At 70.5% G+C, this 19,090-nt stretch carries 14 protein-coding genes; 11 read left to right on the top strand and 3 right to left on the bottom strand.

The window, feature by feature from the left end:
- The first annotated feature begins 11 nt into the window (after positions 1–11).
- The 10 genes from ngcE to OYE22_RS06295 all read left to right on the top strand — a co-directional run bounded on the left by ngcE (position 12) and on the right by OYE22_RS06295 (position 13,848).
- A complete protein-coding gene (gene ngcE, locus OYE22_RS06340; protein ID WP_277319492.1) occupies positions 12–1,448 on the top strand; it encodes an N-acetylglucosamine/diacetylchitobiose ABC transporter substrate-binding protein in 1,437 nt (478 codons plus the stop codon).
- Positions 1,449–1,499: 51 nt separating this feature from the next.
- Positions 1,500–2,414, top strand: a complete 915-nt coding sequence (locus OYE22_RS06335; protein WP_277319491.1) for a sugar ABC transporter permease — start codon at positions 1,500–1,502, stop codon at positions 2,412–2,414.
- A 171-nt stretch (positions 2,415–2,585) separates the two neighbouring features.
- Positions 2,586–3,458, top strand: coding sequence for a carbohydrate ABC transporter permease (locus OYE22_RS06330; RefSeq protein ID WP_277324012.1), 873 nt, complete (start codon positions 2,586–2,588; stop codon positions 3,456–3,458).
- A 373-nt stretch (positions 3,459–3,831) separates the two neighbouring features.
- Entirely contained in the window at positions 3,832–5,031 is a 1,200-nt protein-coding gene (locus tag OYE22_RS06325; RefSeq protein ID WP_277324011.1) for an ROK family transcriptional regulator, read from the top strand.
- Between the two features lie 493 nt (positions 5,032–5,524).
- Positions 5,525–6,625 carry a sugar ABC transporter substrate-binding protein gene (locus OYE22_RS06320; RefSeq protein ID WP_277319490.1) on the top strand — a complete coding sequence of 367 codons (1,101 nt, stop codon included), beginning with the start codon at positions 5,525–5,527 and terminating at the stop codon, positions 6,623–6,625.
- A gap of 107 nt (positions 6,626–6,732) precedes the next feature.
- A complete protein-coding gene (locus OYE22_RS06315) occupies positions 6,733–7,527 on the top strand; it encodes an ATP-binding cassette domain-containing protein (protein WP_277319489.1) in 795 nt (264 codons plus the stop codon).
- Between the two features lie 86 nt (positions 7,528–7,613).
- Positions 7,614–8,864, top strand: a complete 1,251-nt coding sequence (locus tag OYE22_RS06310; RefSeq protein ID WP_277324010.1) for a sugar ABC transporter permease — start codon at positions 7,614–7,616, stop codon at positions 8,862–8,864.
- Positions 8,865–9,211: 347 nt separating this feature from the next.
- Positions 9,212–11,155: a 1-deoxy-D-xylulose-5-phosphate synthase gene (dxs, locus tag OYE22_RS06305; RefSeq protein WP_277324009.1), complete on the top strand. Its 1,944-nt coding sequence runs from the start codon at positions 9,212–9,214 to the stop codon at positions 11,153–11,155.
- A gap of 324 nt (positions 11,156–11,479) precedes the next feature.
- Positions 11,480–12,994 (top strand): amino acid permease, encoded by a 1,515-nt coding sequence (locus OYE22_RS06300; RefSeq protein ID WP_277319488.1) that lies wholly within the window; start codon positions 11,480–11,482, stop codon positions 12,992–12,994.
- A gap of 281 nt (positions 12,995–13,275) precedes the next feature.
- A complete protein-coding gene (locus OYE22_RS06295; RefSeq protein ID WP_277319487.1) occupies positions 13,276–13,848 on the top strand; it encodes a hypothetical protein in 573 nt (190 codons plus the stop codon).
- A gap of 75 nt (positions 13,849–13,923) precedes the next feature.
- On the opposite strand, the gene OYE22_RS06290 is transcribed toward OYE22_RS06295, so the two are convergent.
- On the bottom strand, positions 13,924–14,319 hold the full coding sequence (locus tag OYE22_RS06290) for an NTP pyrophosphohydrolase (RefSeq protein WP_277319486.1): 396 nt from the start codon (positions 14,317–14,319) through the stop codon (positions 13,924–13,926).
- Between the two features lie 120 nt (positions 14,320–14,439).
- Between OYE22_RS06290 and OYE22_RS06285 the strand changes: the two genes are divergently transcribed.
- Positions 14,440–15,480 carry a hypothetical protein gene (locus OYE22_RS06285; protein ID WP_277319485.1) on the top strand — a complete coding sequence of 347 codons (1,041 nt, stop codon included), beginning with the start codon at positions 14,440–14,442 and terminating at the stop codon, positions 15,478–15,480.
- 241 nt (positions 15,481–15,721) lie between these two features.
- Here OYE22_RS06285 and OYE22_RS06280 read toward each other — a convergent pair whose 3' ends face one another.
- Positions 15,722–17,857 (bottom strand): 3-hydroxyacyl-CoA dehydrogenase NAD-binding domain-containing protein, encoded by a 2,136-nt coding sequence (locus tag OYE22_RS06280; protein WP_277319484.1) that lies wholly within the window; start codon positions 17,855–17,857, stop codon positions 15,722–15,724.
- The gene (locus OYE22_RS06275) at positions 17,854–19,068 is read right to left on the bottom strand and encodes an acetyl-CoA C-acyltransferase (RefSeq protein WP_176164607.1); all 1,215 of its coding nucleotides are present in this window, start codon (positions 19,066–19,068) and stop codon (positions 17,854–17,856) included. The genes OYE22_RS06280 and OYE22_RS06275 overlap by 4 nt, the downstream gene beginning before the upstream one ends.
- Positions 19,069–19,090 lie beyond the last annotated feature (22 nt).

Here is a 19,090-nt window from a genome sequence, read left to right as displayed (position 1 = left end):
GAGGACCCCAGATGGGATTCACCTCTGAATTCGGCCGTCGTGATCTGGTCAAGCGAACGGCCGCGATCGGGCTGATCTCCGTTCCCACCATGACGGCGTTGAGCGCGTGCGCAACGGGTGGCGGCGACGACGCCAAGCAGGTCGAAAGGGGCAAGAAAACAGCGAAGAATCCGCTGGGGGTCAACGAGAGCGCAGGCCTTGACGTCGTCATCTTCGACGGCGGCTTCGGCGACGAATACGCCAAGGCCGCGCAGGCGGAGTACGTGAAGGCGTATCCGAAGGCCGACGGGAAGATCAAGCATTCGGCGACGCAGAAGATCCAGGCGAAGCTGGCGCCGCGGTTCAACGGTGGTACGCCGCCGGATCTGATCGACAACTCGGGCGCGGAGCAGATGGATTTCGGCACGTTGGTGTCGAAGGACCAGCTCACGGATTTGCGGGAGTTGTTGGACGCGCCGTCGCTTGATGATCCGAACAAGAAGGTGCGGGACACGCTGCGTCCTGGCGTGTTGGAGATGGGGCAGTTCGAGGGGGACGAGGTCTGGGTCCTGTACTACGCCTACACCATCTACGGGGTGTGGTACTCGAAGTCGTTGCTGGCCAAGCACGGCTGGGAGTATCCGCAAACCTGGGACGAGATGCTGAAGCTGTGCGCGGACGCGAAGAAGCAGGGGATCGCGGGGTGGACGTACCCGGGGAAGTACCCGTACTACCTGCCGTTCAGCCTGTATCCGTTCATCGCGAAGATCGGTGGCCGCGAGACGCTGGACGCGATCGACAACCTGGAGCCGAACGCGTGGAAGCACGAGGCGGTAAAGGCCGCGTTCGAGGCGTATCACGAGTTGCAGGCCAAGGGGTACATCCTCAAGGGCACGCCGGGGCTGGATCATATTCAGTCGCAGGTGGCGTGGAACGAGGGGAAGGCGTTGTTCATCCCGAACGGTTCGTGGGTGGAGAACGAGACGAAGAAGACCACGCCGAAGAACTTCGACATGGGTGTGGGTGCGCCCTCGTCGTTGGATTCGGGTGACAAGCTGCCGTACGGGACGATCTGGGCTTCCGGCGGTGAGCCGTTCATCGTGCCGAAGAACGCCAAGCACCCGTGGGGCGGCATGGAGTTGCTGCGGATCATGTTGGGCACGAAGTCCACGCAGAACTTCATTCAGCAGGTGTCGTCGCTGTCTTCGTTGAACGGTGGTACGGAGGGTTTGCGGCTTCCGCCGGGGTTGGCGTCGGCGCAGGAGTTGTGGAAGAAGGCGGGGGATAACGTCGTCAATCCGCGGTTGCAGGATTGGTATGTGACGTTGCAGAAGGAGAAGATCGGGGTGGCGGCGTTGGGCGAGATGATGGCCGGGCGTATGTCGCCGAAGGAGTGCATGGCCAAGTGTCAGAAGTTCGCGGATGAGACGGCGAAGGATTCCGCGGTGAAGAAGTACCGGCACAAGTGAGGATGCGCTGGCAGTCGCGTCCTTCGTGGGCGAGGAGTGGGGTCGGTAGCAGTGCGGCACGGTAAGTACGGCTTCATCGTGGGGTTTTTGTCCCTGCCGTTGGCGATTTACGCGGTCTTTGTGATCTCGCCGTTCCTCCAGGCTATCTACTATTCGTTCACGAATTGGAGTGGTCTGAGCTCGGATCTCCAGATGGTGGGGTTCGACAATTATCGTAAGTTGCTGGATGACGATGTGTTCTGGCATGCGTTGCGGAACAATCTGGTGTTGTTGCTCGTGTTGCCGCTGGTGACGCTTGGCATGGGGCTGTTCTTCGCTTTCATGTTGAATGTGGGTGGGCGGCGTAGGGGGGCGGTGGTCTCGGGTGTGCGGGGGTCGTCGCTGTACAAGGTGGTGTACTTCTTCCCGCAGGTGTTGTCGATCGCGATCGTGGCGTTGGTCTTCCAGTTCGCGTACAACCCGAACAGTGGGGCGTTGAACTCGTTCCTGTCGGGGATCGGGTTGGATTCGGTGCAGCCCAACTGGTTGGGTGATCCGAGTCTGGCGTTGTGGTGTGTGATGGCGGTGATGGTGTGGAGCAACGTCGGGTTCTATGTGGTGTTGTTCTCGGCGGCGATGAGCACGATTCCTCGTGATTTCTACGAGGCGGCGTTGTTGGATGGCGCGAATCGGTTCACGACGTTCTTCCGGATCACGTTGCCGTTGTTGTGGGACACCGTGCAGACCGGTTGGGTGTACATGGGGATTCTTGCGCTGGACGCGTTCGCGGTGGTGCAGATCATGACGGTGGGTCCTGGTGGGCCTGACTACTCGACCGAGGTTCTGACGTGGTTCGTGTACACGAAGGGCATTCGGGACGGGCAGGCCGGTTACGCGACCGCGTTGGGTGTGGCGTTGCTGATCGTCACGATGATCTTCGCGACGGTCGTCATGCGACTCGGCCGCCGAGAAAGGCTGGAGTTCTGAGATGAGTCCGCTGTCTCACCCGCCTGCTCGCCCGAGCGAAATGCAGCAGGGCCCGAACGCCGACCGACGCCGTGAAGTGGGGAGCGAAGCACCGTGACCGGACTGCCACCGAGCCACGCCACGGGCGTGTCGGACGTGAGCAAGGAAGATCTCACCACGCCCGTGAAAGCGGTGCCGCCGACGGTGTCGGGTGCCGGGCGGCGGCGTGGGGACCGCGCGGGTGGGGTGCTCAACGTGTTCTCGCACGGGATTCTGGCCGTGTGGGGACTGTTGGTCACGCTGCCGTTGTTGTGGGCGGCGATGAGTTCGCTCAAGACCGACCGGGAGATCTTCACCTCGCCCTGGTCGCTGCCCTCGTCGCTGCGTTTCGAGAACTGGTCCGACGCGTGGAACACCGCCAACATGGGCCGGTACTTCCTGAACTCGGCCGTCGTCGTCGCCGGCTCCCTCTTCGGCACCATGCTGCTGGGCGCCATGGCCGCCTACGTCCTGGCGCGGTTCGAGTTCCGTGGGAACCGGTTCATCTACTACCTGTTCGTCGGCGGCATGAGCTTCCCCATCGTGCTGGCGTTGGTACCGCTGTACTTCGTGTTGCAGAACATGGAGATGCTCAACACCAAGCACGGCCTGATCCTGGTCTACATCGCGTACTCGCTGCCCTTCACGGTCTTCTTCCTGACCTCGTTCTTCAAAACCCTGCCCACCTCGGTGGCGGAGGCGGCGATGATCGACGGGGCCTCGCACACGCGCACGTTCTTCCAGGTCATGCTGCCCATGGCCAAACCAGGACTGATCAGCATCGGCATCTTCAACTTCCTGGGCCAGTGGAACCAGTACATGCTCCCCTACGTACTCAACCAGGGCGAGGAAAAGGACAAACTCCTGCCCCAGGGACTGGTCGAACTCGCCGTCTCCCAGGGATACAAAGGCAACTGGGCCGTCCTCTTCTCCGGCCTGCTCATCGCCATGATCCCCGTACTCGCGGTCTACATCATCTTCCAACGCCAGGTCCAAGCCGGCCTGACGGCGGGAGCCCTGAAGTAGTCGCACCCGGCTGACCGCGGCCCCGGCCCCGCCCCGTGGCGGGACCGGGGCCGCTGCCGTGCCACCCGGGCTCTCGTCGCGATCATGGGGCCGGGCGGCGGCACGCCCCCCTCTCGCGTTACGGTGTGCCGCTGCCGCTACGGTGTGCCGCCGCGCGCCGTCGTCGCCGTGATCGACGTCGCTGGCGCCACGGGACCGCCGTCACCCGACGGGTCGCTGTCCGACGGGTGGCGGTGGAGCGTCGAGGACTTGACGAGCGGCGACCTGTACGGATCAGCTTAGAGTTCACATGTTGGAGACATCGCCGGACCTCACCTGCGGTCCGGCCGGCGACCGGCCGTCGCGCCGTACGCCGAGGCGGGAGTGGATGGGCGTGGAGACTCCGGGATCGCAGTCATCGCTGCACCGGGCCAACCTTGAGCGGGTCGTACGCGCGGTGCGCATGGCGGGGTCCCTCACGCAGGCGGAGATCGCCCGCACGACGGGGCTCTCGGCCGCCACGGTCTCCAACATCGTCCGCGAGCTGAAGGACGGCGGCACCGTCGAGGTCACCCCGACCTCCGCCGGCGGCCGGCGGGCCCGCAGCGTCGCGCTCAGCGGCGACGCCGGCATCGTCGTCGGCGTCGACTTCGGCCACGCCCACCTGCGGGTCGCCGTCGGCAACCTGGCCCACCGGGTGCTCGCCGAGGAGACCGAGCCGCTGGACGTGGACGCCTCGGCGGCCCAGGGCATGGAGCGCGCCGAGGCCCTGGTGGGACGCCTGATCGAGGCCAGCGGCATCGCCCCGGACAAGGTGGTCGGCGTCGGGCTCGGCGTGCCGGGCCCCATCGACGTGGCCACCGGAACGCTGGGCTCCACCGCGATCCTGCCGGGCTGGGCCGGCGCCAACCCGCGCGACGACCTCGCGGCGCGCCTCGGCGTGCCCGTGTACGTGGACAACGACGCCAACCTGGGCGCGCTCGGCGAACTGGTGTGGGGGAGCGGCCGTGGCGTGGCCGACCTGGCGTACATCAAGGTCGCCAGCGGCGTCGGCGCGGGCCTGGTGATCAGCGGCCAGATCTACCGTGGGCCCGGCGGCACGGCGGGCGAGATCGGCCACATCACGCTGGACGAGTCGGGCCCGGTGTGCCGCTGCGGCAACCGTGGCTGCCTGGAGACCTTCACCGCCGCCCGCTACGTGCTGCCGCTGCTGCACTCCAGTCACGGCCCCGACCTGACCATGGAGCGCATGGTGGCGCTCGCGCGGGAGGGCGACCCCGGCTGCCGCCGGGTGGTCTCCGACGTCGGGCGGCACGTGGGCAGCGGCGTCGCCAACCTGTGCAACCTGCTCAACCCCAGCCGGGTGGTGCTCGGCGGCGACCTGGCCGAGGCCGGCGACCTGGTGCTCGACCCGATCCGCGACTCGGTCGCCCGGTACGCCATCCCGAGCGCCGCCCGGCAGCTCTCGGTGCTGCCGGGCGCCCTCGGCAGCCGGGCCGAGGTGCTGGGCGCGCTGGCCCTGGTGCTCAGCGAGATGGGCGACTCCACGCTCCTCGACGGCGCCGTCACCACCGGCACCCCGGCCCTGACCTGACCCGACCTCACCCAGCGGCGCCAGCCGTCCCCTGCCCCACGCCCACCACGCGCACCCACGGTTGCCCCATGGGCGCCCTGTGCCCGTACCCCGCCACCACCAGGCCCGCGCGCACCCCCGCGCCGTAACGTCCGCCTCCGCCTCCGCCCCCCGCATACGCCACCCCGCCACGAGCCGGCGCCCGTGCCCGCACCCGGCGCCCGCGCCCGGCCCGCCCGCGCCGCTCATCCGCCCGCCCGTGGCGAGGCCCCTCACCCGCCCGCGGCGAACCCCCTCGCCGGCCTCCAGCCGGCCCGCGTCCCCGTCTGCCCGCCGGCGCCGGGTGTGCCGCGGGCCGAGGCGCTCGCATCCCGCCCGACCCTGAGTTCACAGGCGTAATGAATGGCATCGTTGCCATCTCGTTAAGGATTTACTTCTTGACGCTTGTGAGGCCGCCGAGTTGACTTCCAGCCACCTCGGCCGCAGTGACGGCCGCGTCAGGAGGTAACCCCACATGAACGCGACGCTCCGTCGTGTCGTCATCGCCACCGCCGCGGTCAGCCTGACCGTCGGCCTTGCCGCGTGTGGCAAGGCCAAGGAGGCGGACAGCCACGACTCCAAGGACCGGAAGAAGGGCGACCCTCTCACGATCGGGCTCCTGCTGCCGGAAGACCAGACCGCGCGCTACGAGAACTTCGACAAGCCCTTGATCAAGAAACGGGTCAAGGAGCTCTGCTCGGCCTGCGACGTCAAGTACGTGAACGCCAAGTCGGACGCGTCCGTCCAGCAACAACAGGTCGACACGATGATCACCAAGGACGTGGACGTGATCATCCTCGACTCCGTGGACTCGAAGTCCATCGCCAGCTCCGTCGAGAAGGCGCACGACGCCGACATCCCCGTCGTCGCCTACGACCGGCTGGCCGAGGGCCCCATCTCCGCCTACACCTCCTTCGACAACGCGGAGGTCGGCAAGGTCCAGGCCAGGTCGCTGCTGAAGGAGATCGGCGGCAAGGCCAAGAGCGGCCAGATCGTCATGCTCAACGGCTGGGAGGCCGACCCCAACGCCGCCATGTACAAGCAGGGCGCGCTCTCCGTACTCAAGGGCAAGGTCAAGATCGGCAAGTCGTACGACGTGGAGAAGTGGCTGCCGAACCTCGCCAACGACAGCATGAACGGCGCCATCTCCTCGCTCGGCAAGGACAAGATCGTCGGCGTCTACTCGGCCAACGACGGCATGGCGGGCGGCGCCATCACCGCGCTGCGGCACGGCGGTTTCGACAAGCTGCCGCCGGTCACCGGGCAGGACGCGGAACTCGCCGCCGTGCAGCGGATCATCGCCGGCGAGCAGTTCATGAGCGTCTACAAGTCGTACAAGATCGAGGCCAGGACGGCGGCCGAGATGGCGGTGGCCCTCGGCTGGGGCGAGGACGTGCCGGCGAAGACCACCGTGGACAGCCCGACCGAGAAGGACGTGCCGGCCACCCTGATCCCCCCGGTCGCGCTGACCGTGGACAACGTCAAGGACACGGTCGTCAAGGACGGCCTGTACCCGCTGGACAAGATCTGCGCGGCGAAGTTCAGGAGCGCCTGTGAACGGGCCGGCCTGCGGTAGCCGACGTACCGGCCGCAGCCGGTATCCCGCGGCTCACCCGAGTTCCGTACCCGCCCGCCCCGTCCGGGCGCGGCGCATCCCCCGCCCCGGGTAGGGCGGTGAAGGAGATGGTTGACGTGACCGCTACGCCCGTACTGGCGTTGCGCGGGATCTCCAAGCGATTCGGTGCCGTCCAGGCGCTCATCGACGTCGATCTGGAGGTCCGGGCCGGCGAGGTGGTCGCCCTGGTGGGCGACAACGGCGCCGGTAAATCCACCCTGGTCAAGACGATCGCCGGGGTCGGCCCCGCCGACGACGGCGTCATCGAGTGGCGGGGGCGCCCGGTGCGCGTCGACCGCCCGCACGACGCCCAGGCGCTGGGCATCGCGACCGTGTACCAGGACCTGGCGCTGTGCGACAACATCGACGTCGTCGGCAATCTCTTCCTGGGTCGGGAGATCACCCGTGCCGGCATCCTCGACGAGGTCGAGATGGAGCGCCGCTCGCGCGAGCTCCTGGAGACGCTCTCGATCCGCATTCCGAGCGTGCGCATCCCCATCGCCTCGCTCTCCGGCGGCCAGCGGCAGACGGTGGCCATCGCCCGCTCCATGCTGGGCCAGCCCGGCCTGGTGATCCTGGACGAGCCGACCGCGGCGTTGGGCGTCGAGCAGACCGCGCAGGTGCTCGACCTGGTGGAGCGGCTGCGCGAGCGCGGCCTCGCGGTGATCCTCATCAGCCACAACATGGCCGACGTCAAGGCCGTGGCCGACCGGGTCGCGGTGCTCCGGCTGGGCCGTAACAACGGCACCTTCGACGTCGGGACCACCTCACAGGAGGACATCATCTCCGCGATCACCGGCGCCACCGACAACGCTGTCACCCGCCGCAAGGCCCGCACCTCGAACGCGGAGGACCACGCGTGAGCACCGACCTCAACAAGTCAGCCGACGAGCCGCGCGAGGGCGCCGACACCACGGGGACGGACGCCGGTCGGCCGGCCGCGCCCCCCATCGAGGGCGCCCCGGCCGCCGCCGGCGCGGTCACCGCCGTCGATCCCCGCCTCCTCGTGCGCGAGCAGGGCGTGCGGGGGTACGTACGGGAGTTCGGCCGCAAGCTGCGCGGCGGCGAACTCGGCTCGGTGCCCGTCGTGGTCGGCCTGGCCATCATCTGGGCCGTCTTCCAGTGGCGGGACTCGGCCTTCCTGTCCCCGAAGAACCTCTCCGACCTGTCCATCTACATCGTCGGCACCGGGATGATCTCGGTCGGCATCGTGCTCGTCCTGCTCCTGGGCGAGATCGACCTGTCGGTCGGCTCGGTCAGCGGCCTGGCCGCCGCCGTCCTCGCCGTGCTCTACGTCAACGAGGGCCTGGCCGAGTGGCAGGCCATCCTCATCGCCCTCACCTCCGGCGCGGCGGCCGGGGCCGTGCACGGCTTCTTCTTCGCCCGCGTCGGCGTCCCGGCGTTCGTCGTCACCCTCGCCGGGCTGCTGGCGTGGAACGGGCTGATGCTCCAGGTGCTCGGCACCACCGGCACCATCAACCTCGACCGCGACAGCTTCATCGTCCACCTGACCAGCCACTACTTCGTCTACATCGCCGTGGCCTACGGCGTCGCCGGGCTCGCCGTGGCGCTCTTCCTCGGCGCCCAGCTCCTGGACGCCCGACGCCGGCAGGCCGCGGGCGTGCCCTTCCGGCCGCTCGGCGAGATCCTGGCGCGCACCGCCGTGCTGGCCGTGCTGGCCTTCGCGGCGGCCTGGCGGCTCAACGAGTACAAGGGCCTGCCGCTGGCGCTGCTGATCTTCCTGGTGGTGCTGATCGGCTACGACGTCCTGCTGCGCCGCACCCGCTTCGGCCGCCAGGTCTTCGCCGTCGGCGGCGGCGTGGAGGCCGCGCGACGGGCGGGGATCAACGTCACCTTCGTCCGCATCGCCGTCTTCTCGATCTCCGGCCTCATGGCCTCGGTCGGCGGCCTGTTCATCGCCTCCCGGATCGCCGCGGCCAACCAGGGCGCCGGCACCGGAAACCTGCTGATGGAGGCCATCGCCGCGGCGGTCATCGGCGGTACCAGCCTCTTCGGTGGCAGGGGCAGCGTTTGGTCGGCGCTGCTCGGCATGCTCGTGATCGGCTCTATCGCCTCCGGCATGGCACTGCTGGGCATCGAGGCGTCCGTGCAGTACATGATCACGGGTGGCGTACTGCTCGCGGCTGTGGTAATCGACTCGGTCTCGCGTCGCACCCAGCGCTCGGCCGGTCGCGGCTAGCACCCCAGCGGCCCCACGGGGTCCCGCCGCACGCTGGTGGGACCCCGTGGGGCCGTGTTCGGGACCGCCTCGGGGCGCTAGGGGGCCCGCTCGGGGCTCGCGTCCCAGCGCGCCGGGCACCCCCCGCGCCACGACCCGCCGGGCGCGTGGGACCCCCGCGCGGGCGGGCCTTCGGCGACCGAGAACTGGACCACTCGCGTGAGTTACATCGCATCGGCCCAGCATCACCGTCAAGTGCGGAACATTAGACTCGTCAGACCGACAAGGCTCGACAGCTCTACACCAAGGAGGCACAAGTGCCGAAGGAGCCGCGTGCAGCGCGTGCGGAGGCAGCGGACGGGTGGCGACTGCTGAGCCGTGTGAAGCGGCCTCGCGACCTCGACCGACTGAGCCTCACACAACTGGACGAGCTGGCGGCGGAGATCCGCTCCTTCCTCGTCGAGGAGGTCGCCAAGACCGGCGGCCACCTCGGGCCCAACCTCGGTGTGGTCGAGCTGACCATCGCCCTGCACCGGGTCTTCGACTCCCCGAAGGACCGGGTGCTCTGGGACACCGGGCACCAGTCGTACGTGCACAAGCTGCTCACGGGCCGTCAGGACTTCTCCAAGCTCAAGGGCAAGGGCGGCCTGTCCGGCTACCCCTCCCGCGCCGAGTCCGAGCACGACGTCATCGAGAACAGCCACGCCTCCACGGTCCTCGGCTGGGCCGAGGGCATCGCCAAGGCCAACGAGCTGCGCCGCAAGAACGACCACGTGGTCGCCGTCATCGGCGACGGCGCGCTGACCGGCGGCATGGCCTGGGAGGCGCTGAACAACATCGCCGCCGCCAAGGACCGCCCGCTGGTCATCGTCGTCAACGACAACGAGCGCTCGTACGCGCCGACCATCGGTGGCCTCGCCAACCACCTGGCCACGCTGCGCACCACCGACGGCTACGAGCGCTTCCTCGCCCGTGGCAAGGACCTCCTGGAGCGCACCCCGGTCGTCGGCCGCCCGCTGTACGGCACGCTGCACGGCGCCAAGAAGGGCCTGAAGGACTTCATCGCGCCGCAGGGCATGTTCGAGGACCTGGGCCTGAAGTACGTCGGCCCCATCGACGGCCACGACATCGAGGCGCTGGAGTCCGCGCTTGAGCGGGCCAAGCGGTTCGGCGGCCCGGTCATCGTGCACTGCCTGACCGAGAAGGGCCGCGGCTACACGCCGGCCCTCCAGGACGAGGCGGACCGCTTCCACGCCGTCGGCAAGATCCACCCCGACACCGGGCTGCCGATCTCCTCCTCCGGCGCCGACTGGACCTCGGTCTTCGGCGAGGAGATGGTCAAGCTCGGCGAGGAGCGCGACGACATCGTGGCCATCACGGCGGCCATGCTCCAGCCGGTGGGCCTGGAGAAGTTCGCCAAGGCGTTCCCGGACCGGGTCTTCGACGTGGGCATCGCCGAGCAGCACGGGGCCGTCTCCGCCGCTGGCCTGGCCACGGGCGGCCTGCACCCGGTCTTCGCCGTCTACGCCACCTTCCTCAACCGCGCCTTCGACCAGGTGCTGATGGACGTGGCGCTGCACAAGTGCGGGGTGACCTTCGTCCTGGACCGGGCGGGCATCACCGGCACCGACGGCGCCTCGCACAACGGCATGTGGGACATGTCCATCCTCCAGGTCGTCCCGGGGCTGCGACTGGCCGCCCCGCGCGACGCGGACCAGGTCCGCGCCCAGCTCCGGGAGGCGGTCGAGGTCACCGACGCGCCGACCGTGGTGCGCTACTCCAAGGGCGCGGTGGGCCCGGCGGTCAAGGCCGTCAACCGGATCGGCGGCATGGACATCCTGCGCGAGCCGGCCCCCGAGGGCCGGGCCGCCGGCCGGGCCGACGTGCTGCTCGTCTCGATCGGCGCGCTCGCCCCGATGTGCCTCGAGGTCGCCGACCTGCTGGACAGGCAGGGCATCTCGACCACCGTGGTGGACCCGCGGTGGGTCAAGCCGGTGGACGAGGCGATGCCGGTACTGGCCGAGCGGCACCGGGTGGTCATCACGGTCGAGGACAACAGCCGGGTGGGCGGCGTCGGCTCCGCCATCGCGCAGGCCCTGCGCGACGCGGGCGTGGACGTACCGCTGCGCGACTTCGGCATCCCGCCGCGCTTCCTGGACCACGCCTCCCGCAAGGAGATCCTGGCCGAGATCGGCCTCACCGCGCCGGACATCGCGCGCCAGGTGACCGGCCTGGTGGCCAAGCTCGACGGCCGGTACGAGGCGGACCAGGCCGGCGCCCGCTCCGGCTCGGCGCAGCCCGCGCGCGACTAGCCCCCCGACCGGGCCGCCCCACGGCGCGCCCGCCCGCCCGACCACGCCGGGTCGGCCCGCACGGCACGCCACGCCGCGCGTGGCCGGCCCGGCGTCGTGCTGCCGGGGGCCCGCGCGGGTCCGGGCGCGCGCCGTGCGCGACGGGTCGGCCCGGGGGCGCGGCGCCAGCCCCGGGGCGTGGGCCGGGTGGTCCAGCGGGCGCGCCGTACGCCGCGTCCCATCGGGTGAACCGGGGCGGCTGTCGGCGCTGTGCGCGGTCGGCCGGCCCGTGTGGTGCGAGAGCTTGACGCGGACGCGCGATCGAGCCAGGGCGGAGGAGCGCCGATGAGCACGCGGGCACCCAGGAGGGGCCAGGGGGGCTACTTCCGCACCAAGTCCGTCGAGCAGTCCATCCGCGACACCGAGGAGCCCGACCACGCGCTGAACAAGTCCCTGTCCGCCCTCGACCTGACCGTCTTCGGCGTCGGCGTGGTCATCGGCACCGGCATCTTCGTGCTCACCGGACAGATCGCCAGGGACACCGCGGGTCCCTCCGTCGCGCTGGCCTTCCTGGTCTCCGGCCTCGTCTGCGCGCTGGCCGCCCTGTGCTACGCGGAGTTCGCCTCCACCGTGCCGGTCGCGGGCTCCGCGTACACCTTCTCGTACGCCTCGCTCGGCGAGCTGCCCGCCTGGATCATCGGGTGGGACCTGATGCTGGAGCTGGCGCTCGGCTGTGCGGTGGTCGCCGTCGGCTGGTCGGGGTACGTGCGTTCGCTGATGGACAACGTCGGGTGGCACCTGCCGGACTGGCTGTCCGGGGCCGGCCAGGCCGACGGGTTCGGCTTCGACCTGTTCGCCTTCGTCCTGGTCGGGCTGGTGACGGTGGTGCTGGTGGCGGGGATGAAGCTGTCCGCGCGGGTCACCACGCTGGTCGTGGCGATCAAGCTGGGCGTGGTGTTGCTGGTGATCGTGGCCGGCGCGTTCCTCGTCGAGGCCGACAACTACCGGCCGTTCATCCCGCCGGCCCAGGGCACCTCCGACCAGGGCTCGGGGCTGGCCGCCCCGCTCATCCAGGTCATGTTCGGGTACGAGCCGACGACCTTCGGCGTGCAGGGCGTCTTCACGGCGGCGGCCGTCGTCTTCTTCGCGTACATCGGCTTCGACATCGTGGCCACCGCGGCCGAGGAGACCCGCGACCCGCAGCGCGACGTGCCGCGCGGCCTGCTGGGCTCGCTGGCCATCTGCACGCTGCTCTACGTCGCCGTCTCGCTGGTGGTCACCGGCATGCGGAAGTACACCGAACTGACCGCGGACGCCCCGCTCGCCGACGCGTTCAAGGCCAGCGGGCACCCGTTCTACTCCGGCCTCATCAGCTTCGGCGCGGCGGTCGGACTGACGACCGTGTGCCTGATCCTGCTGCTCGGCCAGACCCGGGTGTTCTTCGCCATGAGCCGGGACGGGCTGCTGCCCCGGGCCTTCTCGCAGGTCCATCCGCGCTTCGGCACGCCCTACCGATCCACCGTGCTGCTCGGCGCCGTGGTCGCCGTCATCGCCGGCTTCACCAGCCTGGCCGAACTGGCGGAGCTGGTGAACATCGGCACGCTGTTCGCCTTCGTCGTGGTGGCCGTCGGCGTGGTCATCCTGCGCCGCACCCGCCCCGACCTGCCGCGCGGCTTCCGCGCCCCGCTGGTCCCCGCGCTGCCGGTGGCCTCGGTGCTGGCCTCGCTCTGGCTGATGCTCAACCTGCCGACGGAGACCTGGCTGCGCTTCGCCGCCTGGATGGCGCTCGGCTGCGTCATCTACGTCGTGTACGGCCGCTCCCACAGTCGCATGAGCGCGCCCACGCGCCCGGGGGAGTAGGCCGTTACGCCCCCGTCTGGGCCCACCGAGTGGGCTGGGTGCGTCGGTGCGCGGATCGCCGCCCCGAACGCGCGGTCCGAAATGCGGCACGGCGGCGGGAACTGGTGTCGTGAAGCGTCGATTTCAAGACCGGGAAAAGCGATAGGTGGCCCTGCCACTTCCCGGATCTCGTTGACGTGCTGATCCGCCGCCTGCGAATCTCGGTGCGGCTCGGCGGCTTTCCCGTGGGAGAGCGCGCGTTCGCCAGAAAGCGTTCTGACGGAGCGACAGCGGGAGCGGCGTTGAGATCTCCGGTACGTGCGTCCGCGCTGGCTCTGGCCGGTGCCCAGGCGGTGGCGGGCTGCGTCAGCGACTCCGCGTCAGCCCCGCCGGAGTTCACGTCACAGCGGGGGCAGGCGCTGGGAAAGGCCCAGGAGCGGGCGCGACAGGCCGGCCTGACCTTCTCGTCGCACGACGCCGGCGAGGGCGACCGGGCGCCGCGTGCCGACTGGTCCGTGTGTTTCCAGTCCCAGCGCGAGCGGAGCGTCGAGTTCGCCGTCGTCGGAAAAGCCGAAACGTGCCCCAGCGAGGACGGCCAGCCGATTCCCTGGTTACGCATGCCCGACGTGTCGGAGCGGCCGGTTTCCAGCGCGCGGGCCGAACTCACCGATATAGCGGAGACCCTGATGAAGGGCGTCCGACTGGTGGGCGCCCGCCCCGGCGTCAACCCGTACGCACGGCCGGGCGACGGCGCGTCCGACTCCTGGACGGTCTGCGCCCAACGGCCCGCCCCCGAAACCGCCCTGGACGAGCGCTGGCAGGCCGAGGAGGACATCGAACTCCTCGTCGTGCCACCCGACGCGCGCTGCCCGTAGGGACGCCTGCGGCGGGCCGTAGCCACCGCACCGCTGGACCCGCCCCGACGCGGCGGCCGCCGCGCGGCGCGTCGTTCAGGTGCGCACCGACCGTGGCCCCGCCACGCTCGCCCCCAACGCGCCCACCCGTTCGCGTAGTTCGCGGTCGGCGGTGATCACCAGGCAGGGCCGCTCCGGCGGGCGGGCGGCGACGACGTCCACGATGTGGTCGTCGCCGCTGCCGGGCGCCGCCTCGACCCGTACGCCCGGCGCCGACGCCACCTCGCGGGCCCTGCCCTCCACGACGAGCACGATGTCCACCGGCCGCCCGCACGCCCACGCGGGCACGTCGGTGCGCTCGGGCAGCCCGGTGGCGGAGAATGCGGTCAGTGCGTCGCGCAGTCGCTCGGCCGCACCATGTCGATCCCGCCACCAACCGTCGGGTACGGAGCCGACCACGTTCGCCGCGTCCACCACCACGAGTGCCTTCATGCGCCCAGCCTGGCACGATCTATGGCTCGGGGCCGTATTGCCCACGGGCGGGCACCCGGCGTGCGCGGCCAGGCAAAATACTATGGTCAGTGTTACAAGAGGGAAGGTTGTCTGCGAACCATGGTGTTGCGGTTGCTGCGCGGCAAGGACGGCAGGCTCTCGGCCTACGCCCCGGCGGCAGGCGGCATCGCCCGCTGGACGGAGACCCGTCCCGGAGGTCCGAAATGGACGGGGCCGGTGTGGCTGGACGTGCCGGGGCTGACCGTCTGTTCCATCGGCCAGGGCTCAGACGGCTACGTTCACCTGGTGGGGCTGCGGGAGAGACGCGCCCCCGATGAGCGGGTCGACGTGGACGTGGTGCACGCCACCCAGTACCAGACGGGCCGGCCGACCACGGTCTGGCACTCGCTGGGCACCCCGCACCCGAACGACTGGCACAAGGCCAGCCGCGTCAACGTGGTGACCACCGTCGTCGGCAAGGAGGGCGCCGTGCACGTCGTGGTCCGCAACGCGGGCGGCGGCATCAGCGCGCGCCGCCAGGACGCCAAGGGCAAGTGGAGCGGCTGGGTCGACTTCAAGGGCAGCAACGTCACCGAGGGCGTCTCGGCCGTCGCCACGGCGGAGGGCCGGGTGGAGTTCTTCGCGCCGGCCACGGGCAGCGCCTTGCGTTGGTACATGAACGAGCCCGGCGGCGGCCTCAAGCGCGGCGACAACCTCGACGTGGACCCGCTGCCCGGCACCGCCTCCGGCGTGCAGACCGGCCCCGACACCCTCACGCACTACTGGCGGGACGCGACCAGCAACGAGATCTTCGCCCTGCGGCCCGCCGAGGGCGCCGAACCCGTCTCGCTCGGCGGCGCGGCGGGCGAGGGCCCGGCCGCCGTCATCCAGGCGCCGGTCTACGGGTACGACTGCACGGTCCTCGCCCAGCGCGAGCCGGGCACCGGGCGGCTGGCCGTGGCGGCCTACCCCACGGAGAACGAGGCGGCCGGCGTGTGGTGGACACCCACCGGCGACCCGGGCCTGACCGAGCCCGCGCTGGCGCTCGACGGGTACGGGCGCGTCGTCCTCGCCGCCCTCGCGCCCGACCGCACCCTGCGCGTCGCCCGGCAGAAGACCACGGAGCCCGGGCTCGCGCTGGACGCCTGGACGGCCGTCTAGCCCCGCGCCCGCGGGCCCGGCCCAGGGCGCGCCCGGGACGCCCTGGCGGCCCCGTGCGCGCCCCGCACCCGCCATCCGGCAGCCCGGCCCCGCCCCGCCGTCCCGTGGCCGGCACGCGCCCCCACGCGGCGGCGGGGCGCAGTGGGGCCGGGCCGACGGCGACCCGTCAGCACACGCGACCGGGGGGTGTCACGCGGCGCGCCGCGTGACACCCCCCGGTCAGGTGCGGGGCGGTGGGCCGTCAGGCCGGCACGCTCGCCAGCCCCGGCGCCAGGAACCGCTTGCCGGTGACCCGCTCCGAGACGCCCGCGCGGTCCAGGTACGGCGTGATGCCGCCCAGGTGGAAGGGCCAGCCCGCGCCGGTGATCAGGCACAGGTCGATGTCCTGCGCCTCGGCGACCACGCCCTCCTTCAGCATCAGGTCGATCTCCTGGGCGACGGCGTCCAGGACCCGATCGCGCACCTGCTCCTCGCTCAGCACGCTCTCACCCTGCTTGAGCAGCGCGAGGACCTCCGGGTCCAACTCGGGCTTGCCCGAGTCGTGGACGTAGAAGCCGCGCTTGCCCGCCTCCACGACGGCCTTGAGGTTCGGCGAGACCGTGAACCGGTCCGGGAAGGCCCGGTTCAGCGTCTCGGAGACGTGCAACCCGATGGCCGGGCCCACCAGTTCGAGGAGGACCAGCGGGGACATCGGCAGCCCGAGCGGCTCGATGGCGCGCTCCGCGGTGGCCACCGGGGTGCCCTCGTCGATGACGTTCTGGATCTCGCCCATGAAGCGGGTCAGGATGCGGTTGACGACGAACGCGGGGGCGTCCTTGACCAACACCGCGGTCTTCTTCAGGGACTTGGCGACCGCGAACGCGGTGGCCAGCGACGCGTCGTCGGTCTGCTCGCCGCGCACGATCTCCAGCAGCGGCAGGATCGCCACCGGGTTGAAGAAGTGGAAGCCCACGACCCGCTCGGGGTGGTTGAGCTGGGACGCCATCTCGCTGACCGACAGCGACGAGGTGTTCGTGGCCAGGATGGCGTGCGCCGGCACGACCGCCTCGACCTCGGCGAACACCTTCTGCTTGACGCCCATCTCCTCGAAGACGGCCTCGATGACGAAGTCCGCGTCGCCGAACGCGGCGGCCTTGTCGAGCGAGCCGGTCACCTGGCCCTTGAGCCGGTTGGCCTGGTCCTGGTTGACCCGGCCCTTGAGCAGCAGCTTGTCGATCTCGTCGTGGACGTACGCGACGCCCTTGTCCACGCGCTCCTGGTCGATGTCGGTCAGCACGACCGGCACCTGGAGGCGGCGCACGAACAGCAGCGCGAGCTGCGAGGCCATCAGGCCCGCGCCCACCACGCCGACCTTGGTGACCGGGCGGGCCAGCGACTTGTCCGGGGCGCCGGCGGGGCGCTTGGCGCGCTTCTGCACCAGGTTGAAGGCGTAGATCCCGGACCGCAGCTCGCCGCCCATGATCAGGTCCGCGAGCGCCTGGTCCTCGGCGTCGAAGCCCTGGCGCAGGTCGCCGTTCTTGGCGGCGGCGACGATGTCGAGCGCCCGGTAGGCGGCCGGGGCCGCGCCGTGCACCTTGGCGTCCGCGATGGCCCGGCCGCGCTCGACGGCCGCGTCCCACGCCTCGCCGCGGTCGACCTCGGCCCGTACGACCTCGACCTCGCCGGTCAGCACTGACGCGGTCCACAGCAGCGACCGCTCCAGGAAGTCCGCGCCCTCGAAGAGCGCGTCCGCGATCCCGAGGTCGAACACCTGCTGGCCCTTGAGCTGCCGGTTCTGGTTCAGCGCGTTCTCGATGATCACGCTGACGGCGCGGTCGGCGCCGATCAGGTTCGGCAGCAGCGTGCAGCCGCCCCAGCCGGGCACCAGGCCGAGGAAGACCTCGGGCAGCGCGAAGGCGGGCAGCGCCTTGGAGACGGTGCGGTAGGTGCAGTGCAGGCCGACCTCGACGCCGCCGCCCATCGCCGCGCCGTTGTAGTACGCGAAGGTCGGCACCGCGAGCTGGGACAGCCGCTTGAAGACGTCGTGCCCTCCCTTGCCGATGGCCAGCGCGTCCTCGTGCCGCTTCAGCAGCTCGACGCCCTTGAGGTCGGCGCCGACGGCGAAGATGAACGGCTTGCCGGTGAGGCCGACGCCGACGATCTCGCCGTCCGCGGCCTCCTTCTCCACCTGGTCGATGGCCGCGTTCAGGTTGGCCAGCGACTGCGGCCCGAAGGTGGTCGGCTTGGTGTGGTCGAACCCGTTGTCCAGGGTGATCAGCGCGAACCGCCCGGCGCCGGGCAGGTCGAGGTGGCGCACGTGGGCCTGCGTGACGACCTCGTCCGGGAACAACTCGGCCGCGCCCCGCAGCAGTTCGGTGGTGGCGGTGGTGGTGCTCACTTGCCCTCCCAGTGGGGGTTCTCCCAGATGACCGTGCCGCCCATGCCGAAGCCGACGCACATGGTGGTGATGCCGTACCGCACCTGCGGCTGCTCCTCGAACTGCCGGGCGAGCTGGGTCATCAGCCGCACGCCGGAGGAGGCCAGCGGGTGGCCGTAGGCGATGGCGCCGCCGTACTGGTTCACCCGGGGGTCGTCGTCGGCGATGCCGTAGTGGTCCAGGAGCGAGAGCACCTGCACGGCGAACGCCTCGTTGATCTCGAACAGGCCGATGTCGTCGATCGACAGGCCGGCCTTGGCCAGCGCCTTCTCGGTCGCCGGGACCGGGCCGATGCCCATGACCTCGGGCTCCACGCCCGCGAACGCGTAGGAGACAAGCCGCATCCGCACCGGCAGGCCCAGCTCGCGCGCCACGTCCTCGGCGGCGATCAGCGAGGCGGTGGCACCGTCGTTGAGGCCTGCCGCGTTGCCTGCGGTGACCCGGCCGTGCGGGCGGAAGGGGGTCTTCAGGCCCGCCAGGTTCTCCAGCGTGGTGCCGGGCCGCATCGGCTCGTCGGCGGTGGCCAGGCCCCAGCCGGTCTCGCCGCCCTCCGGGCTGGTGCGCCGGATGGAGATCGGCACCAGGTCCTGCTGGATCTTGCCGTTGGCGTACGCCTTGGCGGCCTTCTCCTGGCTGCGTACGGCGTACTCGTCCGCGCGCTGCTTGGTCAGGTGCGGGAGCCGGTCGTGCAGGTTCTCCGCCGTCATGCCCATGAACAGGGCGGACTCGTCGACCAGCTTCTCGGACACGAACCGCGGGTTGGGGTCCACGCCCTCGCCCATCGGGTGCCGGCCCATGTGCTCGACACCGCCGGCCACGACCACGTCGTAGGCGCCGAAGCTGATGGAGCCCGCGGTCGTGGTGACGGCCGTCATGGCGCCGGCGCACATCCGGTCGATGGAGTAGCCGGGCACGCTCTGCGGCAGGCCCGCCAGGATGCCGGCGGTGCGGCCGAGCGTCAGGCCCTGGTCGCCGATCTGGGTGGTCGCGGCCACGGCCACCTCGTCGATCCGCTCCGGCGGCAGCCCCGGGTTGCGGCGCAGCAGCTCCCGGATGCACTTGACGATCAGGTCGTCGGCACGGGTCTCGTGATAGATGCCCTTCGGGCCCGCCTTGCCGAACGGGGTGCGGACGCCGTCGACGAAGACGACTTCCCTAGCGCTACGAGGCACGTTGGCTCTCCCTCTCGTTGTG

This window comes from Streptomyces sp. 71268 (assembly GCF_029392895.1).
Classification (GTDB): Bacteria; Actinomycetota; Actinomycetes; order Streptomycetales; family Streptomycetaceae; genus Streptomyces.
This window is presented reverse-complemented; position numbering and strand designations above follow the sequence as displayed.